We start from the raw sequence: 25,296 nt of genomic DNA on the forward strand, positions 1-25,296 counted from the left end.
AAGTCGGCTTTCAAGCCACCGGGCGGGATAGAGAGCACAACCGGAGGAACGGAGGTTCACTGTATAGCCCTGATTTCAATCGTATTCATCGAGAAATAGTTTAAATTTATTAAGGCTCTTGACGGCAGCGTGGTCGACATAAAACCACAGGGTATTCGTCAATGTACCGCGCCCTTCTCTGCCTAAGCGCGCAGCACGACGCCTGGGTCTTGCCCCTTGCTGCTATCGTATGCTGGGTATCGAGCCATACCGCGCTGCGGCTTGCCCGTCAGTCAACTAAGAGCCGTGGCCTGGAACCTTTGGCGTGGCTCTTGGCGGCGGGTTTCTCAGCTGGAGCCGGGGTCTGGAGTACGCATTTCATCGGTATGCTCGGTTATGATCCGGGACTCGTCGTCAGCTACAATACGCGCTTGACGCTGCTATCCTTGATGGCAGCCATACTGGCGTCGGTGGTCGCACTGGCGTTCGGACGTTGGGCCACCAATTCAGCCATGGCGGCGGGCGCCGGGATCGTTCTCGGGCTGGGCGTGGCGGCCATGCATTTTATCGGCATGGCGAGCATCCAGCTTCCTGGAGCTTTTGCCTGGGACCGAACGCTCGTCTTCGCCTCGGTGCTGATCGGTTGTAGCTTTTCAGCCGCCGCATTCGTCGCTTTCAGGCATCGAGGGCTGAAATACCCGAACGGTGTCGCCGCGACGCTTCTGACCGTCGCGATCGCGGGATTGCACTTCACCGCCATGGGCGCTGTGCAGATCACCCCTGACGGAGCGGAACCTGCTTCGGTGTCTGGGCTGCCACGTCTCGCCCTCGCCTCCGGCATCGCTGCGGTCATGCTTGCGATCCTGGGCTTTGCCGCGCTCGCCCTGTTCGCCGACCGCATGCGCCGCGCCAATCGCGCCTTGCGGACCAGTGAGACCGCTTTGCGGATCAGCGAAGAGCGTCTTGCGCTCGCCCTCGATAGCGGCAGCGACGGCCTTTGGGACTGGGATGTCGCGACAGGAAAGGTCTGGTTCTCAGACCGCTCGCAGACAATGCTCGGCTACGAGCCGGCCGAGATCGAGGGTCATGTGCGGTCCTTGATACGACTTACGCACCCTGACGACATCGAGCAGTCTCGAAGGCAGCTGGCCGACCACATAGAGGGGAAGACGAAGATCTACGAATGCGAGCAACGCGTCCGCAACAAAAGCGGTGCCTACACGTGGGTCCTGTCGCGCGGCAAGATCGTCGCGCGTGATGCCACAGGGGCTCCACTCCGCATCGTCGGCACACAGATCGACATCGCGGCGCGCAAACAGGCGGAGCAGCAGATCGAGTATCTGGCGTTGTACGATGCGCTCACCGGATTGCCCAACCGCACCCTATTTTGGGATCGCCTCGACCGTGAAATGGTGAGCGCGGAACGACGCGGACACTTCTTCGCGGTGCTCGCCTGCGATCTCGATCGTTTCAAATGCGTGAACGACAGCATGGGACACCCGGCGGGCGACACCCTTCTGCGCAAGGTCGCTGAACGGCTTACCGCGGCGATCCGTGAGGGAGACACCGTCGCTCGGCTCGGCGGCGACGAGTTTGCGATCGTTCTCAGAGGACTCGACCATCCGCAGAATTCCAGCACTACAGCGCAGCAAGTCATCGACGCCGTGAAGCTGCCTTTCGATATCGAGGGCCGCGCAGTCAGTGTCGGGATCAGTATTGGCATCGCGCTGGGGCCACAGGATGGCTGCAATCCGGACCAGTTGTTCAAGAATGCCGATATCGCGCTCTACCGCGCCAAGGCCGCAGGTCGGAGCACTTACCGCTACTACGAGCCTGAGATGGATGCGGCGATAGCCGAACGCAATGCGCTCGAACTAGACCTTCGCGAAGCCGTTCGGCTGGGTGAGTTCGAGTTGTACTACCAGCCGATCATCCGCCTCGAGAACGATATGTTGAGCGGCTTCGAGGCGCTCATGCGTTGGAGAAGTCCTTCGCGGGGCCTCGTCTCGCCCGGAGACTTCATTCCACTGGCCGAAGAAATCGGCTTGGTCGTCCAGCTCGGTGCCTGGGCCCTGAAGGATGCATGCTGCGAAGCGGCGGGATGGCCCGGCGACCTCAAGGTCGCGGTGAACGCCTCAACCGTGCAATTCGCCGAACTTGGTTTGGAGCATGCTGTTGTGACGGCGCTGGCGGCGTCAGGTCTGCCGCCGCATCGTCTCGAGCTCGAAATCACCGAGAGCGTGCTGATGAGCGACACGGAAAGCGCAATCCGTTGCCTGCATCGGCTGCGTGAGCTTGGAGTACACATAGCCCTCGATGATTTCGGCACCGGCTTTTCGTCCTTGAGTTATCTGCGGCGCTTCCCATTCGACAAGATCAAGATCGACCGTTCCTTCATCCACGAAATCGGCAATGCCGATACGGCCGCGATCGTGCGCGCCATCGTCGGCCTCGCTGAACGGCTGGGCGCGAGCATCACCGCCGAGGGTGTCGAGGACGAAATACAGCTTGCCCACGCACGTGGAGAGGGATTCACAGAGGCACAAGGCTACTTGCTGAGCAAACCACTTTCAGCGCGCGATGCTCTTCAATACGCCCGTGCTTCGAAAGATCTTGTGGCGTGATACCGCGTTTTCTTCTTCCACGCCGGCTACGAAGAACTGATGTTTTCGGGCAGGCGACCTTCAGCATCAACGGCAACGTCTGCTTCGGGACGCAAGGCCAGGACCCTACCGCTACGGTCCGGCAACGGTACTGGCTTCCAACGTCCGACGATCTGAGCCGTTGGCGGGCCGATATGGCCGTGAAAGCCAAGATCGATTGGGTGGCAATGGCATGTCTACGATTTCTGCCGCCGCTCGATGTCCTCGTTCAGCATCGGACCGACGAGGTGATCTCCGAGGCGAGCACCACTGGGGGGAGCTGTCGGGGAGCCCCGCTCCCCCTCGGGCTTCTCCTTGCCGACAACTTCGAGCGGTCCATGCAAGACGGCAATCCGTCCCGGACCCTCGCGCACGAAGGCATTGAGGCGGCCCGTGAGCGCATCGGGTCCAACCTTTGGCCCGGTGACCAATCCGGTCGGCGTGCCATCCTCGGCCGCCCTTCACTCCGTCGGCTTTATCGCGTTTCGCCCTCGGCAGCTTCGCGTCCCAGTTGATGCAGGGGAACTCTCACATCCTGTCGGCTAGATCGTTTGTCTGCACCAATGCGGATCATCGAGCTTTCTCCGCGCTATGTGCATCAGATCGTCCCGAACGGACTGGGTCGCGCTGAACGGGATATCGAAGTTCAGGCTATGATAAATCAGGCCGAGGACGGTGCTGTAGTCGGGATCGTCAGCGCTGCGGTCGATGAAGTTCAAGACCCATCGGTAGACGGATTCATGGTCCGACGGAGAGGAATCGTCCCCGACGACCAGCCGACCTCCGGTGATCCACTCGCTCCGCAATGCCGCGATGTCCTGCGCCGTCGGGTTTGTCATACCGCCTCGTGACGTTCGAACAGGCCCGGCAGCGACCGCGCCAAGTGTCTGAACTCATCATCCCCAGCCGACCACCTCATCCTGAGGTGCCGAAGTGCAGCGAAGGCCTCGAAGGAGCCTTCCAGTTCGCGTAGCGGGTTCTGGAGCCCTCCTTCGAGGCCGCTACGCGGCACCTCAGGATGAGGTAAAGCATGGGAAATCAATTTTAACAGGCTCCGACCCGTCGTCGATTTTAGATCGCATAAACGGTCGCCGCCTTTACGAAACCCATTCATTGCCGCGCTCGGTCCGCCGAAACCAAACTCGCCAGCCCGAGCAGCACCGCGTCGCAGAGGAAGGCCAGGGCGGCGGTGGCGAGCGCGCCCTGCAGCATCGGCAGGACGTTCTGGTTCTGCAGCCCGGCGACGATAGGGGTGCCGAGGGTGGAGGCTCCCGCCAGGGCTCCCACCGCCGTGGTGGCGATGGCGAGGACGAGGGCCGTGCGCAGGGCATCGACGAGGCCCGGCAGCGCCAGGGGCAGTTCCACCCGGAGCAGGACCTGGATCGGCGTGAAGCCCAAGGCCTCCGCCGCCTCGCGGGCCTCGGGCGAGACCGATTCCAGCGCGCCCACCGTGCCGCGCAGGACCGGCATGATGCCGTAGGCCACGAGGGCCAATAGGGTCGGCGGCCCGCCGAAGCCCAGGATGGGCAGGGCCAGCGCCACCATCACCACCGGAGGCACCGCCTGCGCGGCGGCGGCGATGCCGTCGATGCCGCCGCGCAGGGGCGCGGCGAACGCGCGCGTCACCAGAATGCCGAGACCGAGGCCGAGGACGGCCACCAGGGCGAGCCCGAGCGCGGCGAGGCCGAGATGATGCGTCGCGAGGGCCAGCAACCGCTCGGCGCTCAGGCCCCGTCGCGGCTCCTCGCCGAGGCCGGCCACGATCCAGGCGGCCAGGGAGGGATGGCTCATCGCCGCGAAGATGGCTCCGACCAGGAAGATACCGAAGGCCGGGCGTAGGCGGTGGGTCATGCGCGCCACCTCGCACGGCAGCTTGCCTCCATCGCGCTCAAGGCCGCTTCCGCCGCCAGCGACAGGGCGACGATGGGGATGGCGCCGAGGAGGATCAGGTCGGGCGCGAACTGGGCCATGCCGTCGAACACGATCCGCCCGAGGCCGCCTGCGCCGATGAGGGCGCCCAGTGTCGCGAGGCCGAGGCTCTGGACCGTCGCGACCCGCAAGGCTCCCACGAGCACCGGCGCGCCGAGCGGCAGCCTGACCTGCCGCAGGATCTGCCCCCTCGTCAGGCCGATGGCCTCGGCCGCGTCGACAGCGGCGGGGTCGGCGGAGCGCAGGGCCGTGCCGATCCCGCGCCAGAGCGGAAGCAGCAGATAGGCGGCGATGCCGATGAGGGCGGGCCATGGCCCCAGCGCCGAGAGGCCGAGATCGCGCAGGGCCGGCACGGCGCGGACCAACCCGGAGACCAGGGCGACGAGGCCGCCGAATAAGGCGACGGCGGGAATCACCTGTATACCGCTCACGACGAGCCCGACGATTCCCTCCCCCGAGCGCCAGAGCGACAGAAGCACCGCCGCCAGAAGCGCCAGAACGATCGCCCCGCCCGAGAGGAGCAGATGCTCGGCGATGGCCTGGTGGAGCGCCTCCCGCCGCCCGGCATATTCCACGACCAGCGAGAGCCGGTCCAACCCGCCGCCGTGCCACGCCGCGATCAGGATTCCCGCGGCAGCGAGGGCGGCGAGCAGACCGAGACCGCGGATCCGGGCGCGTCCGATGCTGGCTCCGGCGAAGGCCAGGAGGCAGGCCGAGGCCATCCAGAAACCGGAGCCGAGGCTGGCTCTCGCGGCGGGCGGCATGGAGGCGAGGCGACGAGTGGCCTCCGCCCCGAGGCCGAGCAGGAGGAAAGCCCAGGCCGCCGCGAAGAGGCCGACGGCGAGCACACCACCCATGCGTCGGGGCAGCGTCGCGAGAAGGACGAGACCGGCCAGCGACAGCAGCGAGACCAGGCCGATCGACCCATCGCCGAACCCGGACGCAGCCACGGGAGCGCCGGGCAGGAGGCGATTCGGCGCGATATCGAGCAGCGCCATCCGATGGAGGAATGCGATGAGAAGGCCGGCCCCGAAAAGCCCGGCCGATGACGCATGAAAAGCCGCCCGATGGCGGTTCGAACGCGGGTCCGATTCCGCTCTCATCCGATCAGCCCGCGCTCCGTGAGGAAATCGCGCGCGACCTTTTCCGCGATCTCGCCGTCGACGGTGATCCGCGCGTTCAGCCGGCGAAGGGTCGGCGCGTCGAGACCGGCGAAAATGCGGGCCAGGGCCGGGCCGATCGCCGGAAATCGCTCCAAAGCGGCGGCGCGGATGACCGGCGCGACCTCATAGACGATCTGAGCCGCAGCGGGATCGCTCATCACCACGAGGTCCAGGGCGGAGAGGGCCCCGTCGGTGCCATAGACCATCCCGGCATTGACCCCGCTGATCCGCTGTGCCGCCGCCCGCGCCGTCACCGCCGTATCGCCGCCGGGCAGGCTGATGATGCGGTCGAGGGGCAGGCTGAAACGGTAGGCTGCCTCGAACGACGGCAAAGCCGCCGGGCTCTCCACGAACTCGGTGGAGGCCGCCAGCAAGATCAGGCCGTCATTCGCCACCTTGGCGAAATCCGCCATCGTGACCAGATGCCGCTCCCGCGCGAAATCGCCGTTGAGGGCGATGAGCCAAGTGTTGTTGGCGGGTGCCCTGGCGAGCCAGACCAGCCCCTTTTCGGCATCGCTCCGCCGGATGGTCTCGTAGGCCTCCTGAGGGATCTTCCAGGCGGGATCGGCCTCGGTGCCGGTGAAGAACGCGCCGTTTCCGGTATATTCCGGGTAGATATCCACGTCGCCGGACAGTAGGGCGCCGCGGACGATCAGGGTCGGGCCGAGGCCGAGCTTGCGCACCACCGAGACGTTGAGATGCTCGAGCGCCAGGGCGATCATCGCCCCCGTGAGCGCTCCCTCCGTATCGCTTTTCGAGGCCACGACGAGGGGCCGCTCAGCTCGGACAGGAGATGCAGCCGCGAAGGACGCCGCGCCCAGCATTACCAGGGCGCCGCGACGATGAGTGGTCATGAGGCCGCGCCCTCGCTTGCTCCGCATGCCACAGGTATCGGCGATGTGCGTGAAAATGTATCGTCCGATAACATTAACCCGATCCTGAACCGCCGAGGCCACTTTCTGCGCCTTGACACGCCAAGCGGAACGGGCGACGGCTCGACCGTTGCCGCAGGAGCCATACGTCATTCCCGCCACCCCGACGGATGGCAAGCCTGCGAGGCTACGGATGACGGCACCGTTCCGGGCAGGAACGAATCGAAGGGAAGAATCCCCAGCGTGAGTGCTGAACAGAACGACACTCTCCTCGACGGCGCCAGGGTTCTGGTGGTGGAGGACGAAGCGGCCATCTCGATGCTGCTCGAAGACATGCTGCTCGACTTCGGGTGTACCGTAGTCGGTCCCGCTGCGCGTCTTGCGACGGCTTTGGAAATGGCTCGGAACGAGACCTTCGAAGTCGCGATCCTCGACGTCAACGTCGCCGGCGAGCCGATCTATCCGGTGGCCGAAGCGATCACCGAGCGCGACCTGCCCATCGTCTTCTCGACGGGCTACGGCGGCGCGGGGATTCGTGAGCCGTTCCGTGATCGTCTCGTGGTCCAGAAGCCATTCAGCCAGGCCGATTTGAAGCGCACCCTGATCGCTGCCCTCGCGGCAGCGAAGAAATAAGCCTCGGTCGACCTCGCTCGGGCGCTGCTCTTGGCTGATGGCCTCGTGTCAGCAGCGACCGCTCTTCCAGAGAGTACAGCGGCGCCTGCAGCCCTGCCCCATCAAGCTCGTGGGCGGGTCTGGACACGACACAACTCCGTCCTCGGATGGAGGGTTACCTCTCGGCTCAGAGTCCCTCGATCGTGAAGGCGTCGGGGAGATGGCGCGGCCAAGTCCTTGGCGCAACGAACACCGCATCCGCCCTGAACGTCATCCCCCCGTAGCGGGGATTGCGCGTGATCCAGGCACGCACGGCGCGGGAAAACCGGGCACGTTTCTTCGCATCGATAGCGACCAGGGCAGTCTCGAGATTCGCCCTTGCCTTCACCTCTACGAAAGCAACGGTGTCGCCCCGGCGTAGGACCAGGTCGATCTCGCCGCCATTCGCGCTGAAGCGCCGGGCCAGAGGGCGATAGCCCTTCATGATCATGGCGAAGAGGGCCAAGGTCTCGCCGGACTGGCCGCGCAGGTAGGTGGCGCGCCGCCGTCCTTTCGCATTGAGGAGCTTAGACGTCCGCATCGGTACGTCTGGCGAGGACGAGAGCCCGGGCATAGACGACCCGGCGGGGCTGGCCGGTGGCATCGGCCACGAGAGCAGCGGCATCCTTAATCGAGTGACGCGAAAGCGCGGCCTCGATTGCCGCATCGAGACCGGCCTCGACCTCCTCCTCCGGCGGTTCTTCCGGGTTGGTCCCGATCACCACCACCACCTCGCCCTTGGGAGCCCCCTCCTCTGTGAAGGTCTCGGCCAGGGTCGCGAGGGTGCCGCGCCGGATCGTCTCGTAGAGCTTGGTCAGTTCGCGGGCGACCGCTGCGGGCCGGCTCCCTCCGAGGATCGCGGCGGCATCCACCAGCATTTCGGGCAGGCGGTGGGGTGATTCGAACAGGACCAGTGTTCCGGGGATCTGCCCGAGCGCCGCCAGGCGATTGCGCCGGGCACCGGATTTCTGCGGCAGGAAGCCTTCGAAAAAAAACCGGTCGGTGGGCAGGCCCGCCGCGACGATGGCGGTCATCACCGCCGATGGACCGGGGATAGGCGTCACCGCAATACCCGCCTCGATGGCGGCCTGAACAAGCTTGAAACCCGGATCCGACACCAGCGGCGTCCCGGCATCCGAGACCAGGGCCAAGGCTTCGCCGTTCTGCATCCGTGCGATCATCCGCTCGCGGACAGCCGCGTTGGAATGCTCGTGATAGGCGACCAGCGGCGTCGTGATGCCGTAATGCATCAACAGCGTGCGGGTGACGCGGGTGTCTTCGGCGAGCACCGTATCCGCCGCCGCCAGAGTCGCGAGCGCGCGGAACGACACATCCTTGAGGTTGCCGATCGGGGTCGCCACCACGTGCAGGCCAGGGTCGAGCGGTTCCGCCTCTGCCGCGAGGCCGAAGGCGGTGAAGGTCGAGATGGGCTTGGCCGGATCGTGGACAGCCCTGGAGCGGCGCGTCCGATTGTCGATTCTCTGAGTCATGAGGCAGACCTTGCCACGGGGACACTGGCCGGAGGAATGCCTGCACCGGGGGTGTCGCGACATTTACTTTTGTCGTCCAGGCTTTAACCGTGCGCGCATCGGGCGTGAGATGCGGATTGGCGACGAGGAGTACCGTGCAATGGAGAAAAGCCTTGCAAGGGGCCCCGGTCCGGCAATGCCCGTTTGGGCGAGGGCCGTGGCGATTTTTCTGCTCGCCGGGGGGCTCGGCGGCTGCATCGGCGGCCCCGATGGCGGCCCACGCGCCACGAAAACCTCTCCTGACCCGGATATCGCCGCCGCTGGCGATCCGCAGGCGCCGTCACCGGGCGCGATGAAGATCGGCACGGGCTCGGTCAAGATCGCCCTCATCCTGCCCCTGTCCGGTCCCGGTGCGACCGTCGGAACGGCCCTCCGCAATGCGGCGGAACTCGCGGTCGAGGATTTCCAAAAGCCCGACCTGCAGATTTTGGTGAAGGACGATCGCGGCTCGCCCGATGGCGCACGCGAGGCGGCCCAGGCCGCCCTATCCGAGGGCGCCGAACTGGTGCTCGGCCCCCTGTTTGCGGCCAATGTCCAGGCGGCTGCCGGCGTCACGCGCGCGGCGGGCAAGCCGATCATCGCCTTTTCCACCGATGCGAGCGTCGCGGCACGCAGTGTCTATCTCCTCAGTTTCCTGCCGCAGACCGAGGTGGACCGGGTAGTCGACGAGGCGGTGGCGGCCGGGCGACGCTCCTTCGCCGCGCTGATTCCCGAGAGCAGCTACGGCAATGCCGTCGAGGCACAATTCCGTGAGGCGGTGGCCAGAAAGGGTGCTCGGCTGGTGGGAATCGAGCGATATGCGCCTGGCGCGCCAGCTCCAGCTATTTCGCGCCTTGCGGGCCTCATCAATGGTCCTGGCGCTCAGGCTGACGCCCTGTTCCTGCCGGAAAGCCCGGAAGGCTTGGCCATCGTCGCACCGGCCCTCGCCAAGGCGGGATTTTCTCCCAGCCGAGTGAAGCCCATCGGCACGGCGGTGTGGAACGACCCGCGCCTTTTCGCCCTGCCCGCCCTGCAGGGCGGCTGGTTCGCAGCGGCCGATTCGAAGGGATTCAGCGATTTCTCGCAGCGCTATCAGGCGCGGTTCGGCTCTGCACCTCCGCGTGTGGCGACGCTGGCCTACGACGCTGTCTCGCTCATGGCAGCGCTGTCGCGGCAATATGGATCTCAGCGCTTCGCCGACGCGACGCTGACGACGCAGGCCGGCTTCTCGGGGATCGACGGCACCTTCCGCTTCCGGCCGGAGGGGGTAAGCGATAGGGCTCTAGCCATCTACGAAATCCGCAGCGGCACACCGGCTATCGTGAGCCCGGCCCCGCGTACGCTCGGCCCCTCTGGCACCTGATCCGGCTTTCGCTGTCAGTTATGGCCGAGAAAGGCCGCGCTGAGGGTAGCCCTGGCCGGCGATGCACCCCGGTCGATGCGATAGATCATGAGCAAGCGGACGGGGGCCAGCATCAGGCAGCGAGTTCCGCCACAACGGCGTTGAGAACCGGCGCACCGCGCGGGGTCGCGGCGATGCGGCCTCCGTCCAGGCGGGCGACGAGCCCGTCGCCGATCAGAGCCTCGACACGCGCCGCATCGATGGGACGGCCTTTCAGCATCGCGTAACGGTCGGGGTCGACGCCCTCCTTGAGGCGCAGACCCATCATAAGGAACTCATCGCCCTGTTCGGCACATGAGAGTGCTTCGGTCTCGATGATGCCATGACCGTTGCGCTCGACCTGAGCAAGCCACGCCTCCGGCGCCCGCTCAGTGACGGTGCCCATCCGCCCTTCTTCCGTCACAAGCCGGCCATGCGCGCCTGGACCGATGCCGGCATACTCGCCGTAGCGCCAGTACAGGAGGTTATGACGCGATTGCGCGCCGGGGCGAGCGTGATTGGAAATCTCGTAGGATGGGAGGCCCGCGGCGTCGCATACCTCTTGCGTCACATCATAGAGTGCCCTCGCCATGTCGTTGTCCGGTGGGACAAGCTTGCCGGCCGCATGCAGGCCGAAGAACGGCGTGCCGGGCTCGATGGTGAGTTGGTAGAGGGACAGGTGCTCAGCCGCCCGCGCGATGGCCTCCTTCAACTCGGCCCGCCACGCCGATGCGCTCTGGTTCGGCCGCGCATAGATGAGATCGAAGGAGTAGCGTTCGAAGTGGGCAGCCGCCGTCTGCACCGCCGACATTGCCTCCGCGGCCGTATGGAGGCGCCCCAGCGCTTTCAGGGAGATGTCGTCCATGGCTTGGACACCGAGCGAGACACGGTTCACCCCCGCGGCCCGATAGCCGCGAAAGCGACCGGCCTCGACGCTCGTGGGATTGGCCTCCAGCGTGACCTCGATATCGGGGGCCGCCCCCCAGGCATCGTCAATGGCCTCGAGAAGCCCCGCCACGGTTGACGGCTGCATGAGGGACGGCGTGCCGCCCCCGAGGAAGATGCTGGAAACCGTGCGGCCCGGAACGCGCGCCGCGACATGGGCGATCTCGGTCCGGAATGCCGCCAGGAAACGTCCTTCATCCACCGGGGCATGGCGGACATGGCTATTGAAGTCGCAATAGGGGCATTTCGAAGCGCAGAAAGGCCAATGGACATAGATTCCGAACCCGGCGTCGCGGGTCGGGTGGTCCGGTCCTGAAGAGTCGGTCATTCAACGGATGTGCGCGCGGATAACAGTTTTGGCAATGGTCCCGGAGACATCCCGCGCTCAGCCTACGCCCCCTTCTTGGATTCATCCGTCACAAGAAGGTCTCGGTGAGAGACCGTTGCGGCCGTCGATGAATCCACCTGCTCCCGTCGGCACGACTGAGATCAGGGTCATCCAATCTCAATCTAGACGAGACCGGTCAGACCGGACGCTGCAGGCAACTTTGGGCCAGCAGCACGAAGGCCCGTGCCCGGTGCGACAGCGCATTTCCGCTCTGCCAATCGACACCGTGCTTCTCCTCTGAGGAGATCTCACCGAAGGTTCGGTCGTAGCCGTCGGGCAGGAACATCGGGTCGTAGCCAAAGCCTTGTGAGCCGCGCGGCTCTACGAGATCGCCGAAGACGCGGCCTTCGAACGTTTCGGTGTGGCCATCGGGCCAAGCGATGACGAGGGCTGAGACAAAATGAGCCCGGCGGGTCGTGGCTCCGCGCTTGTCGAGTTCGGCCACGATGCGAGCCATCGCACTGGAAAAGTCTTTGCTCGACCCGGCCCAGCGGGCGGAGAACAGTCCGGGTGCGCCATCGAGGGCGTTGACGCAAAGTCCGGAATCGTCAGCGAAGGCGGGAAGTCCAGAAGCCTGCGCCGCAGCGATAGCCTTGATCGCTGCGTTCTCCGCGAACATCGTCCCGGTCTCCTCGGGCTCCGGCAAGCCGAGTTCGCCGGCAGAGACGGCCTCGACACCGAAGGGCATCAGCAGCTCACGCATCTCTACGAGCTTGCCGGCATTATGAGTGGCGATGACAACTCGCCCGGTGAGAATGCGCGGCGCGCTCATGCGATCGCCTGCTTCTGAAGGGCGACGAGTTGCTCGACACCGCCGCGGGCTAGGCGCAGCAACTCGATGAGTTCGGCTTCCGAAAAGGGCTTTCCCTCGGCGGTGCCCTGCACCTCCACGAGGCCGCCGGAGCCGGTCATGACGAAGTTCGCATCGGTCTCGGCGGCCGAATCCTCGGCGTATTCGAGATCCAACACGGGGGTGCCTTTGTAGATGCCGCAGGAAATGGCGGCGACATGCTCACGTAGGGGATCGACGGAAATGATGGAGCGCCCGCGCATCCAGGTGAAACAATCATGCAGGGCGATCCAAGCGCCCGTGATCGCGGCAGTGCGAGTGCCGCCATCCGCTTGAATCACATCGCAATCCACGGTGATCTGGCGCTCGCCGATGGCGGGAAGATTGGTGACGGCGCGGAGCGAGCGGCCGATCAGCCGTTGGATCTCCTGCGTCCGTCCGGAGGGCTTGCCGGAATTTACCTCGCGGCGGGTGCGCTCATGGGTAGCGCGGGGGAGCATGGAGTACTCCGCGGTGACCCAGCCTTTTCCCGAGCCGCGCAGCCATGGCGGACCGCGCTCTTCGAGGGAGGCGGTGCAAAGAACTTTCGTTTGACCGAACGTCACGAGGCACGAACCCTCGGCATAACGGGCGACGGAGCGCTCCAGAGTCACGTTGCGCAATTCGTCGTTCGCGCGCTTCGAGGGCCGCATGGGCACTCTCCTTGGTCGGGTTCCGGGATGGTCGTCCGGGCTCTTAGGCCGCGGTCCGGCTACCGGCAAGCGCAGCGAGGTAAGGTAGGCGCGCGCCTCGCGGCGCGCACCCCAAACTCGGGCCTCAGTAGCGGTAGAAGCGGCGGTGATGATGGCCGAAATGGCGGCGGTGATGGTGATGACCGAAGCGACGACCGTAATGATGGCCGAAATGGCGACCGCGATGATGGCCGAAATGGCGGCGATGATGCCGGCCGTGGTGGCGCCAGTGTCCGCCGCCGTATTGAACCTCGGTGGCGGCCGCGTTCGCCGCGCCGGCGACTTCGCTGGATACCGCCATCGGTGCGGCTTCAGCACCACGGGGCGTTCCCAGGATCATCGCGCCCACCAGGGCGACCACGATGGCGAAGGTCTTCGCCATGGCGGACAGGGTTGGGTTCTTCATCAGGACGGGCTCCGTTTGACAGATATTTGTTTCGTCGACCGCTGGGTGCGGATGCGGTGCAACGCATGCTCGACGGAAAACGCCGCACGACCTGGCGAGATTATATATTTTTTGTTTCGGGATTAAGCAGGGGCCGATCAGAATAAGGCTTATATTCCTTTAAGTTCGTCGAGCCTCCATCCTCGCTCGACAGAATCCGCCGGAATGAGCGAGCGGTGATCGTCCCTACGCCCGCTAGAATCATAATTCGAACTCGTTGCTCTCCCATTCGGGTGCCTCAGGTTGGCAGGTAGCCGGCATATTCCAGACCGTCGTCCCTGCCATGTCACTATCTCTCATCGCCTACGCTCTCCACGGAACGCACAGCCATCAACCGTCCGTGCAAGTCATTGGCATGAGATATGCTAACGGCGAATCCGGCTACGAACGGCCGCGAACGATGTGAGGGGAAACCCGGCTGTCGGATCGCTTGAGGTACGAGAGGCTCGAAATGACGAAATATAAGCTCGAGTATCTATGGCTCGATGGATACACGCCGGTGCCGAACCTGCGTGGCAAGACCCAGATCAAGGAATTCGATGGCTTCCCGACCCTTGAGCAGCTTCCGCTGTGGGGCTTCGATGGCAGCTCGACGATGCAGGCCGAGGGCGGCAGCTCCGACTGTATGCTGAAGCCTGTGCGCCACTTCCCCGATAGCACTCGCAAGAATGGCGTCCTCGTTCTCTGTGAAGTGATGATGCCGGACGGCGTCACCCCGCACGTCTCGAACAAGCGCGCAACCATCCTCGATGATGACGGCGCCTGGTTCGGCTTCGAGCAAGAGTATTTCTTCTACAAGGACGGACGCCCCCTCGGCTTCCCCGCCACCGGCTACCCTGCCCCGCAGGGTCCCTATTATTGTGGCGTCGGCTATAAGGAAGTCGGCAGCATCGCTCGCAAGATCGTCGAGGAACATCTCGACCTGTGCCTCGATGCCGGTATCAACCACGAGGGCATCAACGCCGAGGTGGCCAAGGGCCAGTGGGAATTCCAGATCTTCGGCAAGGGTTCCAAGAAAGCCGCCGACGAGATGTGGGTCGCTCGCTACCTTCTCCAGCGCCTGTGCGAGACCTACGAGATCGATGTCGAGTACCATTGCAAGCCGCTCGGTGCGACGGATTGGAACGGCTCCGGCATGCACGCGAACTTCTCTACGGAGCACCTGCGCACGGTGGGCGGCAAGGCCTATTTCGAAGCGCTCATGGCAGCGTTCAAGGAAAACCTGGACGACCACATCGCGGTCTACGGGCCTGACAACCACATGCGGTTGACCGGCAAGCACGAGACCGCTGCGATCAACGAGTTCAGCTATGGCGTCGCCGATCGTGGTGCCTCGATCCGGGTGCCCCACAGCTTCGTCAACAATGAGTACAAGGGCTACTTGGAAGACCGCCGTCCCAACAGCCAGGGGGACCCCTACCAGATCGCCTCGCAGATCCTGAAGACGATCGCGACGGTTTCAACCGCCGACGAGGCGAAAGCGGCCGCCTAAATATTAGGCAGACAATTAAGGCTTTTGCGCCAATTATAATCGATGCCTGTCGCAGGGTCTGCGGCAGGCATTCTTTTTTGCTCATTTGGAAGGCAAGCGGGTCTCAATGAACAAGTCGCTTGGCTACCTCGGTGCAACACACTTCTTTTCGCCTACATCACGATGGGGCGTAGGGGATTACCGTCCCTACTGAGTTCACGCGCCGAAGATCGACCAGCCAAGGCGCCGAGTGAGCATCTCGAGGGCGATCCGGCCGAGATGCGAATTACCGGATGCGTCGAGGCCCGGCGACCATACCGCGATCGACGCTTTTTCGGGGGCCACCGCGATAATTCCGCCGCCGACGCCACTTTTGCCGGGAAGGCCAACACGATAAGCGAATTCGCCGGACCCGTCGTAGTGACCGCAAGTCAGCATGACTGCGTTGATACGCTTGGCGCGCTCCGGAGAGACCACGGAATGCCCGGTGAGAGGGTTGCGGCCGGAATGAGCGAGGAAGCGGCTCGCCGTGGCTAGCTGCCGGCACGACATGCCGATGGCGCAATGATGGAAATAAACACCCAGGGTGAAATCGACCGGGTTATCGATATTGCCGAAGGATTTCATGTAGTTGGCAAGCGCGATATTACGGAAACCCGTGCGCAGCTCGGAGGCGGCCACCGCCTCGTCAATGGTAATGGTCGGGTCCTGGGCGAGGAACTGCATGAAGCGCAGGATTTCACCAAGCGCTTCCCGGGGCTGGTGGCCCGACAGTATCGTGTCGGTCACCGCGATGGCACCGGCATTGATGAACGGATTGCGGGGGATGCCGCGCTCACGCTCGAGCTGGACAATGGAGTTGAAAGGACTGCCGGACGGCTCGCGACCGACTCGGCGCCAGAGCCGATCTCCCGCCATGCCGAGGGCCAGAGTCAGCGTGAACACCTTCGAGATACTTTGGATCGAGAATGAAGTGTCGCTGTCACCTGCTGCCGCCACATGCCCGTCAGCATCGATGACGACAATTCCGAAGGCCTTCGGATCGACACGGGCGAGTTCCGGGATGTAGGTGGCGACCTCACCTCGGTCTGGCCGGTCAGCCATCTCCTCGGCGATTTCTCTGACGACGGTATCAAGGTCGGGCACGGCGTCGCTCATCTGCGAGGAAACGGGTATCGATGCGAGCCAAGACGGAACCCGCATGCCTCCGCCACGGCGCCATCCGACAGATGGCGGAGTTTCGCGGCCGGCCGCACCGCGACGCAAAGGGCATTCCTTTTGGACGAAGCGGATTGCCGGAGAACAACGTCGATGCCGCGGGCCTAGAGGTTGTGCGCGAGGGCAGAGCCGGACACAATCGCCGCTCAGGAAGAACCCATTGAACGATCGCCCCCGCCCCTTCTCTTCTCAGCAGCTCCAGCCCCTCGCCACTCTAAACGAGCGCACACGCGAGATCTTTCGACAGATCGTGGAGAGCTACCTCACGACGGGCGAACCTGTAGGATCCCGCAACCTCGCGCGCATCCTGCCCATGGCGCTGTCGCCGGCCTCGATCCGCAATGTCATGGCGGATCTGGAGCATTCTGGCCTGATCTTCGCGCCTCACACATCCGCCGGCCGACTTCCGACGGAAATGGGCCTGCGCTTCTTTGTCGATGCCATGCTGGAGATCGGCGATGTCGGGCGCGAGGAGCAGGAGCGGATCGAGGCCCAGATGCGTGCCGCCGCATCTGGCCACACATTCGAAAGCGCTTTGGCCGAGGCCTCGACGCTGCTGTCCGGAATTTCCCGGGGAGCAGGCGTCGTGCTCACCACTAAGACAAACGTGCACCTGAAACACATCGAATTCGTCCGGCTCGATCCAGCCCGCGCCCTCGTCGTACTGGTGTCGGATGACGGTTCGGTGGAGAACCGCCTCCTGGATCTGCCCCCGGGCCTTCCGGCCAGCGCCCTGCAGGAAGCCTCCAACTACCTCAATGCCCGCCTTCATGGACGCACACTGGGAGGCTTGCGCGCCGAGATCGAGGCCGGCCGCGAGGCGATGAAGCGCGAACTAGACGTCATTACCGAGCGCCTGGTGGACGCGGGCCTAGCCACCACCGTCGGGCCGTCCGACGCACGTCAATTAATCGTGCGCGGCCAAGCCAACCTTCTCGACGACCTGCGCGCGGTGGAGGATCTCGAACGCATCCGCCTACTCTTCAACGACCTTGAAACGCAAAAGGATGTGATCGAACTGCTCTCCCGCGCCGAGGGTGGAGAAGGAGTGCGCATCTTCATCGGCTCGGAGAATAAACTGTTCTCGCTTTCCGGCTCGTCGATGATCGCCGCACCTTTCCGGGACGGTTCTCAGAAAATCGTCGGCGTCGTCGGTGTCATCGGCCCGACGAGACTTAACTACGCGCGGATCGTGCCGATGGTGGATTACACTGCTCGGGTAGTCTCGAAGATGCTCGACCGCAACGGGCGCTGAGCGTCATTGCGTTCATCTCACCGGACAAGACTTCGCTTCTTAGAGAAAGCTCTACCACGACTTGAAGGAAACTGGACCAATGGTCGACGACGCCCCTGCTTCAGGGATTAATGTCGAGACACTGGAGACCTTCATTCGAAGTTCGGCCCATAAGTAGCCAACGGCCTGCTGAAAGGCCTTGACTTAGCTGCCCTCCTGCTGGAAAGCGAAACTCGCTGCGATCACTCGCATAGAAGTCTCAGTCTTTCACCTCGCTGTGATCTTGCCATGCGCCCGCGTCAGGCGCAGCCTGAGAATAACGTTCTCAACCTAGCCTGTTGCACTCATGTGGCGCTGCAGAGTTTAGTAAGAGGAAGAGGCCCAACCTCGCAGGTCGTTTGATACGCGGACCAAACATAAGCCCTTGCCTGAAACATCCAGGCTCCGGATCGCTGATGACAGCTTGTCCGGAGCCTGGAGTCTGTTCTCACGTCACCACTTCGATCCGGCAAAACATCAAGCGCTACGGTTCACAATTCGACAGCGTATGCGCTTCGCCAGAAGAAGTTCCCCTCAAGGACACCACAGATGAAGATCAACCGCGGATGACGTCCACAATCTCATAGGTGTCCGGGTCAACGATGACGATGTCGTCGTCGACAAGTACGTATCTGTAATCTTCGTATTCGGGCACGATCTGCACGATGTCAGGCGGCAGGTCGTAGAGAGTGTAGCTTCGGGCGATTGCAGTCCCCACCGTCAGAGCGAAAGCACCAGCGGCGAGACGGGGGATCCCGCGACGAAGTACGCTCTGGCGAAATTCTGTACGCTGCGGAGCACCCAGTCGGCCATAAGCCCCGCGCACGGCGCCGCTATCGCCTCGGCCCGCACGATCTCGACGCCCGGCTCGATCACCCCGGTCGCTGTCGCTCCTCTCGCCACGATCCGCTTTGCCATCCTTCAGGCCGCGATCGGCCTTGCCGCTTCCGTCCATCCGCTCATCACGATCGGCCCTGCCGTCTCGATCAGACTTGCCGTCTCGATCAGACTTGCCGTCTCGATCCGGCCGGGCTGCGGGATCGCTCCTGCTGCCAGCACTCGGGCGTTCGCCCTGCTCCATGCGGCCATTTCGTTCGCCGCCAGCATCACCGCCTCGCTCCATTCCAGCCGCGCCACCGCGCTCACCCGCAGGGCCGCCGCGATCCCCCGAGGCACCACCGCGTTCCATACCACCTGCGGCTCCACCACGCTCGGCTCCGCCGCCACCGGCGCCCCGCATGCCGGCGCCACCAGCCGATCCGGCACCACCTGCGCCACCGCCGGGCGCACCGGCGCCTGCCGCTGCGCCGCCACCCGCACCGCCACCTGCTCCAGGCCCACCTTGGGCGAAAGCACTCGCCGCACCGACGACGAGAACGGCAGCCGTCACCGTACTCCGCAAGAGCTTGCTCATGTCAGTCAGTCCATCTCTTGGTTGATTGCTGACGCCACGCGGCGCCGACGCGAAGCCGAAACGGAAAGACTGCCAAAACCGTTCCGCGAATTAAAACTACTTCCCACGTTGTCTTCACACCGCACAGGCAACTTAAGCCCAAGCTTCACGGTATCGGACTTCCAAGTATTTCCACTTGGAGACGACGATGACGTACCTTTGCCATGGCGGGAAGGGCGACGGGGATGAGGGAATGGCTGACATTTGCAGCCTGCTGTAGGAAAGCCGCGTTGAGGCGCTTGTGAATTCTCCGTCGCCGCTTAACGTCGCCGACCAAGAGGCCCAGGTAGGGCCCCGACAAGGATGGTAGGGAGTGCCCATGTCCGACGCTATCGCGATCGATCCTTCGAAGCCTGACGATCCGGAAGACCGCCGTCGGCGGATATTCGCCATCGTGGGCTCGTCGTCGGGTAATCTCGTCGAGTGGTTCGACTTTTATTGCTACGCCTTCTTTGCCCTCTATTTTGCGCCGGTCTTCTTTCCCGAAGGCGACGATACCAGTCAGCTCCTGAAATCCGCCGCCGTGTTCGCGGTCGGATTCTTCATGCGCCCCATCGGTGGTTGGTTGTTCGGCCGTATCGCCGATCGCCTTGGCCGCAAGACCTCGATGATGATCTCGGTGCTGATGATGTGCGGCGGATCGCTCATGATCGCCGTGCTGCCGACCTATGCCAGTGTGGGGCACTGGGCTCCCGCCCTGCTCCTGCTCGCACGTATGATCCAGGGCCTTTCCGTGGGCGGCGAGTACGGCACCAGCGCCACCTACATGAGCGAGGTCGCCCTGAAGGGTCAGCGTGGATTCTTCGCCTCGTTCCAGTACGTTACCCTAATCGGCGGACAGCTTCTGGCCTCGCTGGTGCTGATCATTCTGCAGAGCTTCCTCACCGCCCAGCAGCTCACTGCCTGGGGCTGGCGTATCCCGTTCTTCATCGGTGCGATGGCGGCCGTGGTGGCGCTGTTCCTACGTTCGTCGCTCGCGGAGACGGCGACCAAAGAGGACATGGCCTCGAAGGAATCCGGCACCTTTTCGGCCCTTTTCAAACATTGGCGTGCGTTCTGCGTAGTACTCGCCTACACCGCCGGCGGCTCCTTGAGCTTCTATACTTTCACCACCTATATGCCGAAATATCTCTTCAACACGGCGCATATCGACAAGATCACCGCATCGCAGATCTCCACTGCGGCGCTCCTTGTCTACATGGTGATCCAGCCCTTCTTCGGCTGGCTTTCGGATAGGATCGGCCGCAAGACCAACATGCTGCTCTATAGCGGGCTCGGCACGCTGATGGTGGTGCCGCTAATGACGGCGATCGGCTCCACTACGAACCCCTACCTCTCGTTCGGCCTGATCATGATCGGCCTCACGGTGATCAGCTTCTACACGGGCATCAGCGGCATTGTGAAAGCAGAGCTGTTCCCGACCCAGGTCCGGGCGCTGGGGGTCGGCCTCTCCTACGCGGTGGCGAACTCGATCTTCGGTGGCACGGCGGAGGCGGTAGCCCTGTATTTGAAGCAGATCGGCTCGGAAAGCAGCTTCTTCTGGTACGTCACGGCGATGCTCGCCATCGCCTTCATTGGCTCGCTGATCATGCCGAACCCCAAGCGCCACGGTTATCTCGACGGTGACGGCACGGTGGAAGAGGCGCTGATGCGCAAGTCACGTCGGGCGCTGCCCGCCTAAATTGCCGCTTTGTCGAAAGGTCAAACGCACGCGGTGTTCGCTCGCCGCGTGCGTCTTCATAAACGCCGCACAGCAACCGTGATCCGGTTCAGGTGATATCGTCCGTGACTATTTCCGATGCAGTGCGAGTCAGTCGGGCATGTGCGTGATTTGGCCCTTCGCATCCGCATGGCCGAGACTTGCAGCGAGGAACTGGATCAGTTTCACGCAGCGTCGCCCATGATCGCTCGTCGCTGCCGGTCGAGTTCCTCGCTGTAGCGCTTGAGGGTGTGGCTCTCGGTGAGCAGCCCGATCACCCGACGCGAGACCGGATCATCCACCACCGCCAGAGCTTCGCTCTCCGCGCTGTCGAAGGCCGAGGCTGCCTGTTTGGCATTCATGCCGGCGGTGAGGAACACGTCTGTATAGCGCATGGCCTCGATGAGACTGGCCTCGCTATCGGCCGTCACCAGGGCATGAGCCTCGGGCACCAGCACGATTCCGGCGTAGCGCCCTTCCTTATCCACCATCACAACGCGGGACGGCGAGCCGAGGGGATGAGCCGCAAGGAAATCGCAGAGCTTCATATCGACCGGCACGGTTTCGACCTCGCGACGCATGAGCGCCCCAACGGTGAGTGACCTGATCCAGCCGATATCATGCGCGCTACGGATGCTTTCGCCGCGAAGGTGGAAGCGCCAGGTGGCAAAGGAATAGCCGAAGGTCTTCCGCACGGTCATCGACGAGGCGATCACCGCCACCAGTACGAGGCCGGTGATCGGAAAGCTGCCGGTGAGCTCGAGGGCGAGGAATGTCATCGTAAGCGGGCCGCCGATGACTGCCACCGCCAGGGCGCTCATGCCGATCACCGCATAAGCCAGCGGTGTGAGAGCGAAGAAGGTGAGTCCCTCCAGGCCGGATAGTCCATGAACGCCGGAAAGGGCCGGGATTGCCTCCGCCATCAGCGCGGCAAAGAGCTTGCCCGCCAGAGCGCCGAGAAACAGCGAAGCGAAGAACAAGCCGCCGCGAAAACCCGAGCCGATCGAGATCGCCGAGGCCGAGGCCTTCGCCACGAACAGCAGCGCCAGAGCACCGACCCCCATGGCAGGCATGTTGGTGTCGAGATGGAGATGGAGCGCTCCGTGCCCACCGGAAAGTATCTGCGGGGAGACAGCTAGGGCCAGGACGCCAACGCAGAGACCGCCGATGGCGGGGGCGAGGAAGGCCGGCAGGCGGGTCGCCCGCACACCCTGCTCGACTAGGGTGACACCACGCATGATCAGAATTCCGAGCCCAGCGCACGCGAAACCAAGAGCGAGGCTCGGTAGCGTATCGATTCCGGAGACCGCCCTCGTCGTCAGGACATCGAAACCGTTGGCAGTCACCAGGGGACTCTGCGTTACGAGCGCCTTGGCGACGAGGCTACCGCACAGGGCCGAGACGACCACCGGTGTGAGAGTGGCGATGGAATAGGTGCCGATGATGAGTTCGAACGCATAGAATGCCCCCGTGAGCGGCGCCCCGAAGGCAGCGGCGATGGCGGCGGCCGAACCACAACCCACTAGGGTACGTAGATCCGAGCGACGCATTTCAAAGGAGAGGCCGAGACGCGAGGCGATGCCGGCGCAGATCTGGGTATAGCCCGCCTCGAGACCGACCGATGCACCGCTGCCGTTCGAGATCACATTTTGCGCCGCCACGGCAGCCGACCCCTTCAGCGAGAGCCGCCCGCCATGCAGGGCATTGGCCTCGATGGGATCGACGATCGGCTGCTGCGGGCTGCCTCGGCGACGAGCCAAGCCCAGGGCGATCAGGCCGAGGATGAGACCGCCGACGGCCGGGCCGACCAGAATGAGGATCGGGGCCACATCCGTCGAAGCGCTGAGACGGGCGCCGTGCGGTAATCGATAGAGGATCTCGCGCAGGCCCTGCGTCGCGAGACTCATGGCCGAGACTGCGATCCCGGCGATCGCGCCGACGCAGGCGGCCAGCGCCACGAGCCCGGCTTCGCTGCCGCGCACCAGGGCACGCAATCGGCTTGGCACGTGGACCAGCAGCTGGCCGGCGGGAGATCCACGGCGCGGCGCGGTTTCTGAGTTCATCGACCGACGGGGGGATTGGCACGAAAGGGGTACGAAGACCGCGGCACCTTAGGGGTGGGGTGCAAGGTCCGTCGACCGAATTTCCACGTCCGGCGGCATCGATGGGGCGAAGAGTTTTCCCCATTCTGCATTCCTTGCGTCTCTAACGCTTGAAATGCCCGCAGCCTCAGGATACATCGCAGCCCGAGTGCCGCTGTAGCTCAGTTGGTTAGAGCGCTTGATTGTGGATCAAGAGGTCCCCCGTTCGAGCCGGGGCAGTGGTACCATTCGACTATCCTGGCGTCTTTGGCGACGCCTTGCAGGCTAAGAATTGGCAGCTGTTTCTAAAAGCTCCCAGCTTGGCCTTGCCTGCCTAGAATGATGCGTATCGCCCGATTACGGCAGCGCCGTTCTTGCTAGATCAGTTCCTATGCAATGTTGTCGTGAATGCCCGGTGGTTGCTGGTGTCTTCCGTCCGACCCTGTCGCATGCGGACGGTAAAGGCTCGTAATGGCTAAGCTGCCGCAAAGTGGCCATCGACGCCACGGGATGATCACGAGCCTAGCCGTTTTGTCGCCACAACTGTCCTCGTAAATGCCGATGTGCGCCACCACACGGAGACAAGTCGATCAGATGCGGGTTCAGAAGGTCGGATCATCACGAGTTACCCCTCCCTCGCGCCGCTTCGGCGCTGGCGGTGATGCGGCAACTTCATCCGATGCGCTGACGCTCAAGAATCGGGTCGGACACGACCATGGGAGCCGCCCCGCCCTCACCCGCTCCGTTCTGGCCATGATGCTGGTCGCGGGAGGCCTAAGCGCCGTCGTTCTCAACGGTACCGGCACCAGTGGCTTCGGCGCCGTGGTACAATCGGCTCAGGCGATGACCGAGCTGTCGATGCCGAAGCCCAGAATTCAGTCGGCGGTCCCGGGAGTTCTAGAAGCTCCACCCACCGTACTCACGTCATCCTCAGCCTTTGCCCCCGTCCACGACCTCGACACCGAAATCGGCTCCAATGCCGTCGATCGTGTCTCCTACGATTACCTGTTGACCGAAAGCGCTGTCGGCGACCCGAACGATATCCTCGAATTCGGACCGATGAAGATTCGCCGCCACTTGGTGCAGAAGATCGTCCGCGCTGCGCAGGCCGTACAGACCGACCCCGTCCTGCTGATGGCGGTAGCCGACAAAGAGTCGAGCTTCATCACCGAAGTGCAGGCCAAGACGTCCTCGGCGACCGGCCTATTCCAGTTCATCGAGCGCACCTGGCTCGGTGTTGTGCGCGACTTCGGAGCGAAATACGGCCTGACGCAGGAAGCGGCCCTCGTGGTCTCCGGCGATAACGGCAAGCCGAGCGTGGCAGATGCCGCCGAGCGGACCCGCATCCTCGAATTGCGGCGTGACCCCTATCTCGCCGCACTGATGGCAGGCGAGATGCTGAAACGCGACGCAGCGCGAATCTCCCTGCGTATCGGCCGCGAGCTGACCCTGGGCGAAGTGTACCTCGCCCACTTCCTCGGTCCCGACGATGCCGAGGAGTTCCTCGCTACCGTCGTCGACAAGCCGACATCCGCGGCCGCCCAGATGCTGCCGGGCCCGGCGCGCGCCAACCGTTCCATCTTCTTTGCGGCCCAACGCGGTCGCCGCAAGGCAGCGAGCCTGTCGGTGGCCCAGGTTCATGAGAAGTTCGAGACGATGATGAGCACTCGTGGTGCTCGCTACCGCGATGTCCGCTCTCTCTCGGGCGTCATGGCCTATGCCGACGCCTCGGTGGAGTGACCGCGCTTAACCGCATTTATGCGCCGATCTCGCCGTCGGTCCTGCCCCCCAGCAATCGCATTTCCCGGATCGATTCGCCATCGGCCCAACCCTTGTTGCGCCATGGGAGCAACTGACGCCTGAGTCCCTACGTTGAGCTTGGGGCCGCACGCGGCGGCACCATGCAGATGACGAAAACCGGAGGGATGACGTGCTCGATCCGAAAGGCCCGTCGAACAATCGTTCGCCTACTCCTTTCAAGGATGTTCCGAAAAAGCGCGCAGGCAACGATACGCTCGCGCCTGGCCTCGCCCTCGACCAAATCGGCGAAGCCCTCGCGTCCTTCTATGACGACCTGATCGCCGAGGGCATTCCGGAGAACTTGGCTGCCCTCGTTCGTCAGGTCCACCAGCCGGAAGCCACGCCTGAGCCCGATCCCGTTATCTCCGCGCCGATTCGTAAATCCGGCCGCCTCGCCCTCGTGGTCGAGGATGACGCATCGACACAAGGCTTGGCAGTCGCCCTGCTGGACGAGACTGAGCTCGATGCTATCGGCTGCGCTACGGCGGAAGAGGCTCTGGCCGTGATGCGGGACAGGGGCGGTGATGTCGCTCTGGTCTTTGCCGATATCCAGCTGTCGGGCGTCATGGACGGCCTGCAACTGGCGCGTGCCGTCGCGATGCTGTGGCCTACGGCGAGGATGGTGGTCACATCCGGCCGACGTGCTCCGCGACCGGACGCATTGCCGGAAAGGGTGGTCTTCATCCCCAAACCCTGGCGCCCCCAGGATGTGTTGGTGGAAGCCGAGCACGCAACCAGCAATCCTCCTCCGCCAGTGCCCTGAACTCTGCCCACCGCGGATGAATCGGCCAGGGCCGCTTTCACTTTGATGACGATCGCTATCGAACCAGCTCAAGGAGCATTGCCCCAGCGGTGATATTCAGGCCAATACTCCTGT

The 25,296-nt window shown here is 63.8% G+C and carries 22 protein-coding genes and 1 tRNA gene; 9 read left to right on the forward strand and 14 right to left on the reverse strand.

The annotated features are described in order from the left end of the window. The first annotated feature begins 311 nt into the window (after window positions 1-311). On the forward strand, window positions 312-2,603 hold the full coding sequence (locus RQI43_RS02755) for an EAL domain-containing protein (protein WP_311274142.1): 2,292 nt from the start codon (window positions 312-314) through the stop codon (window positions 2,601-2,603). Window positions 2,604-3,163: 560 nt separating this feature from the next. Here the strand turns inward: RQI43_RS02755 and RQI43_RS02760 are convergent. The 4 genes from RQI43_RS02760 to RQI43_RS02775 all read right to left on the reverse strand — a co-directional run bounded on the left by RQI43_RS02760 (window position 3,164) and on the right by RQI43_RS02775 (window position 6,567). Beyond that, the gene (locus RQI43_RS02760; protein WP_056432245.1) at window positions 3,164-3,460 is read right to left on the reverse strand and encodes a hypothetical protein; all 297 of its coding nucleotides are present in this window, start codon (window positions 3,458-3,460) and stop codon (window positions 3,164-3,166) included. A 271-nt stretch (window positions 3,461-3,731) separates the two neighbouring features. Continuing rightward, entirely contained in the window at window positions 3,732-4,472 is a 741-nt protein-coding gene (locus RQI43_RS02765; protein WP_311274143.1) for an ABC transporter permease subunit, read from the reverse strand. Next, window positions 4,469-5,653, reverse strand: coding sequence for an ABC transporter permease subunit (locus RQI43_RS02770; RefSeq protein WP_311274144.1), 1,185 nt, complete (start codon window positions 5,651-5,653; stop codon window positions 4,469-4,471). Before RQI43_RS02770 ends, RQI43_RS02765 begins: the two co-directional genes overlap by 4 nt. After that, a complete protein-coding gene (locus tag RQI43_RS02775) occupies window positions 5,650-6,567 on the reverse strand; it encodes a glycine betaine ABC transporter substrate-binding protein (protein WP_405030542.1) in 918 nt (305 codons plus the stop codon). Before RQI43_RS02775 ends, RQI43_RS02770 begins: the two co-directional genes overlap by 4 nt. 261 nt (window positions 6,568-6,828) lie before the next feature. Between RQI43_RS02775 and RQI43_RS02780 the strand changes: the two genes are divergently transcribed. Beyond that, window positions 6,829-7,218, forward strand: coding sequence for a response regulator (locus RQI43_RS02780; protein ID WP_056432242.1), 390 nt, complete (start codon window positions 6,829-6,831; stop codon window positions 7,216-7,218). Between the two features lie 166 nt (window positions 7,219-7,384). Here RQI43_RS02780 and RQI43_RS02785 read toward each other — a convergent pair whose 3' ends face one another. Both RQI43_RS02785 and rsmI read right to left on the reverse strand, forming a co-directional pair. Beyond that, a complete protein-coding gene (locus RQI43_RS02785) occupies window positions 7,385-7,777 on the reverse strand; it encodes a YraN family protein (RefSeq protein WP_311274145.1) in 393 nt (130 codons plus the stop codon). After that, window positions 7,764-8,726: a 16S rRNA (cytidine(1402)-2'-O)-methyltransferase gene (gene rsmI / locus RQI43_RS02790; RefSeq protein WP_056432237.1), complete on the reverse strand. Its 963-nt coding sequence runs from the start codon at window positions 8,724-8,726 to the stop codon at window positions 7,764-7,766. The genes RQI43_RS02785 and rsmI overlap by 14 nt, the downstream gene beginning before the upstream one ends. A gap of 175 nt (window positions 8,727-8,901) precedes the next feature. On the opposite strand from rsmI, the gene RQI43_RS02795 reads away from it, so the two are divergent. Beyond that, window positions 8,902-10,107: a penicillin-binding protein activator gene (locus tag RQI43_RS02795; protein ID WP_311274340.1), complete on the forward strand. Its 1,206-nt coding sequence runs from the start codon at window positions 8,902-8,904 to the stop codon at window positions 10,105-10,107. A gap of 112 nt (window positions 10,108-10,219) precedes the next feature. Here the strand turns inward: RQI43_RS02795 and hemW are convergent, their stop codons facing one another. The 4 genes from hemW to RQI43_RS02815 form a co-directional block, all read right to left on the reverse strand. Further along, window positions 10,220-11,398 (reverse strand): radical SAM family heme chaperone HemW, encoded by a 1,179-nt coding sequence (gene hemW / locus RQI43_RS02800; protein ID WP_311274146.1) that lies wholly within the window; start codon window positions 11,396-11,398, stop codon window positions 10,220-10,222. Between the two features lie 196 nt (window positions 11,399-11,594). Then, complete coding sequence (rdgB, locus tag RQI43_RS02805; protein ID WP_311274147.1) at window positions 11,595-12,230, reverse strand: RdgB/HAM1 family non-canonical purine NTP pyrophosphatase; 636 nt, start codon at window positions 12,228-12,230, stop codon at window positions 11,595-11,597. Then, complete coding sequence (gene rph / locus RQI43_RS02810) at window positions 12,227-12,940, reverse strand: ribonuclease PH (RefSeq protein WP_056432220.1); 714 nt, start codon at window positions 12,938-12,940, stop codon at window positions 12,227-12,229. The genes rdgB and rph overlap by 4 nt, the downstream gene beginning before the upstream one ends. Window positions 12,941-13,064: 124 nt before the next feature. After that, window positions 13,065-13,385 (reverse strand): hypothetical protein, encoded by a 321-nt coding sequence (locus tag RQI43_RS02815; RefSeq protein WP_056432217.1) that lies wholly within the window; start codon window positions 13,383-13,385, stop codon window positions 13,065-13,067. Between the two features lie 490 nt (window positions 13,386-13,875). Here RQI43_RS02815 and RQI43_RS02820 point away from each other — a divergent pair, with 490 nt between their 5' ends. Further along, window positions 13,876-14,916: a glutamine synthetase beta-grasp domain-containing protein gene (locus tag RQI43_RS02820; RefSeq protein ID WP_056432213.1), complete on the forward strand. Its 1,041-nt coding sequence runs from the start codon at window positions 13,876-13,878 to the stop codon at window positions 14,914-14,916. Between the two features lie 195 nt (window positions 14,917-15,111). Here RQI43_RS02820 and RQI43_RS02825 read toward each other — a convergent pair whose 3' ends face one another. After that, on the reverse strand, window positions 15,112-16,053 hold the full coding sequence (locus RQI43_RS02825; RefSeq protein WP_311274148.1) for a glutaminase: 942 nt from the start codon (window positions 16,051-16,053) through the stop codon (window positions 15,112-15,114). 220 nt (window positions 16,054-16,273) lie between these two features. On the opposite strand from RQI43_RS02825, the gene hrcA reads away from it, so the two are divergent. Further along, window positions 16,274-17,368, forward strand: a complete 1,095-nt coding sequence (gene hrcA, locus RQI43_RS02830; protein WP_311274341.1) for a heat-inducible transcriptional repressor HrcA — start codon at window positions 16,274-16,276, stop codon at window positions 17,366-17,368. A 574-nt stretch (window positions 17,369-17,942) separates the two neighbouring features. Here the strand turns inward: hrcA and RQI43_RS02835 are convergent. Both RQI43_RS02835 and RQI43_RS02840 read right to left on the reverse strand, forming a co-directional pair. Continuing rightward, window positions 17,943-18,341: a DUF1236 domain-containing protein gene (locus RQI43_RS02835; protein ID WP_311274149.1), complete on the reverse strand. Its 399-nt coding sequence runs from the start codon at window positions 18,339-18,341 to the stop codon at window positions 17,943-17,945. Further along, on the reverse strand, window positions 18,308-18,742 hold the full coding sequence (locus tag RQI43_RS02840) for a hypothetical protein (RefSeq protein WP_311274150.1): 435 nt from the start codon (window positions 18,740-18,742) through the stop codon (window positions 18,308-18,310). The genes RQI43_RS02835 and RQI43_RS02840 overlap by 34 nt, the downstream gene beginning before the upstream one ends. Before the next feature lie 416 nt (window positions 18,743-19,158). Here RQI43_RS02840 and RQI43_RS02845 point away from each other — a divergent pair, with 416 nt between their 5' ends. Beyond that, a complete protein-coding gene (locus RQI43_RS02845; RefSeq protein ID WP_056432202.1) occupies window positions 19,159-20,520 on the forward strand; it encodes an MFS family transporter in 1,362 nt (453 codons plus the stop codon). A gap of 203 nt (window positions 20,521-20,723) precedes the next feature. Here the strand turns inward: RQI43_RS02845 and RQI43_RS02850 are convergent, their stop codons facing one another. Beyond that, window positions 20,724-22,601: a chloride channel protein gene (locus RQI43_RS02850; protein ID WP_311274151.1), complete on the reverse strand. Its 1,878-nt coding sequence runs from the start codon at window positions 22,599-22,601 to the stop codon at window positions 20,724-20,726. Window positions 22,602-22,790: 189 nt separating this feature from the next. Between RQI43_RS02850 and RQI43_RS02855 the strand changes: the two genes are divergently transcribed. The 3 genes from RQI43_RS02855 (at window position 22,791) to RQI43_RS02865 (ending at window position 25,182) form a co-directional block, all read left to right on the forward strand. Next, window positions 22,791-22,867 (forward strand) — tRNA-His (locus RQI43_RS02855). 346 nt (window positions 22,868-23,213) lie between these two features. Beyond that, window positions 23,214-24,359 (forward strand): transglycosylase SLT domain-containing protein, encoded by a 1,146-nt coding sequence (locus RQI43_RS02860; protein WP_056432198.1) that lies wholly within the window; start codon window positions 23,214-23,216, stop codon window positions 24,357-24,359. 301 nt (window positions 24,360-24,660) lie between these two features. Continuing rightward, window positions 24,661-25,182 carry a response regulator gene (locus RQI43_RS02865; RefSeq protein ID WP_056432480.1) on the forward strand — a complete coding sequence of 174 codons (522 nt, stop codon included), beginning with the start codon at window positions 24,661-24,663 and terminating at the stop codon, window positions 25,180-25,182. Window positions 25,183-25,296: the final 114 nt, after the last annotated feature.

It is taken from the genome of Methylobacterium sp. WCS2018Hpa-22 (genome assembly GCF_031843785.1).
Classification (GTDB): Bacteria; Pseudomonadota; Alphaproteobacteria; order Rhizobiales; family Beijerinckiaceae; genus Methylobacterium.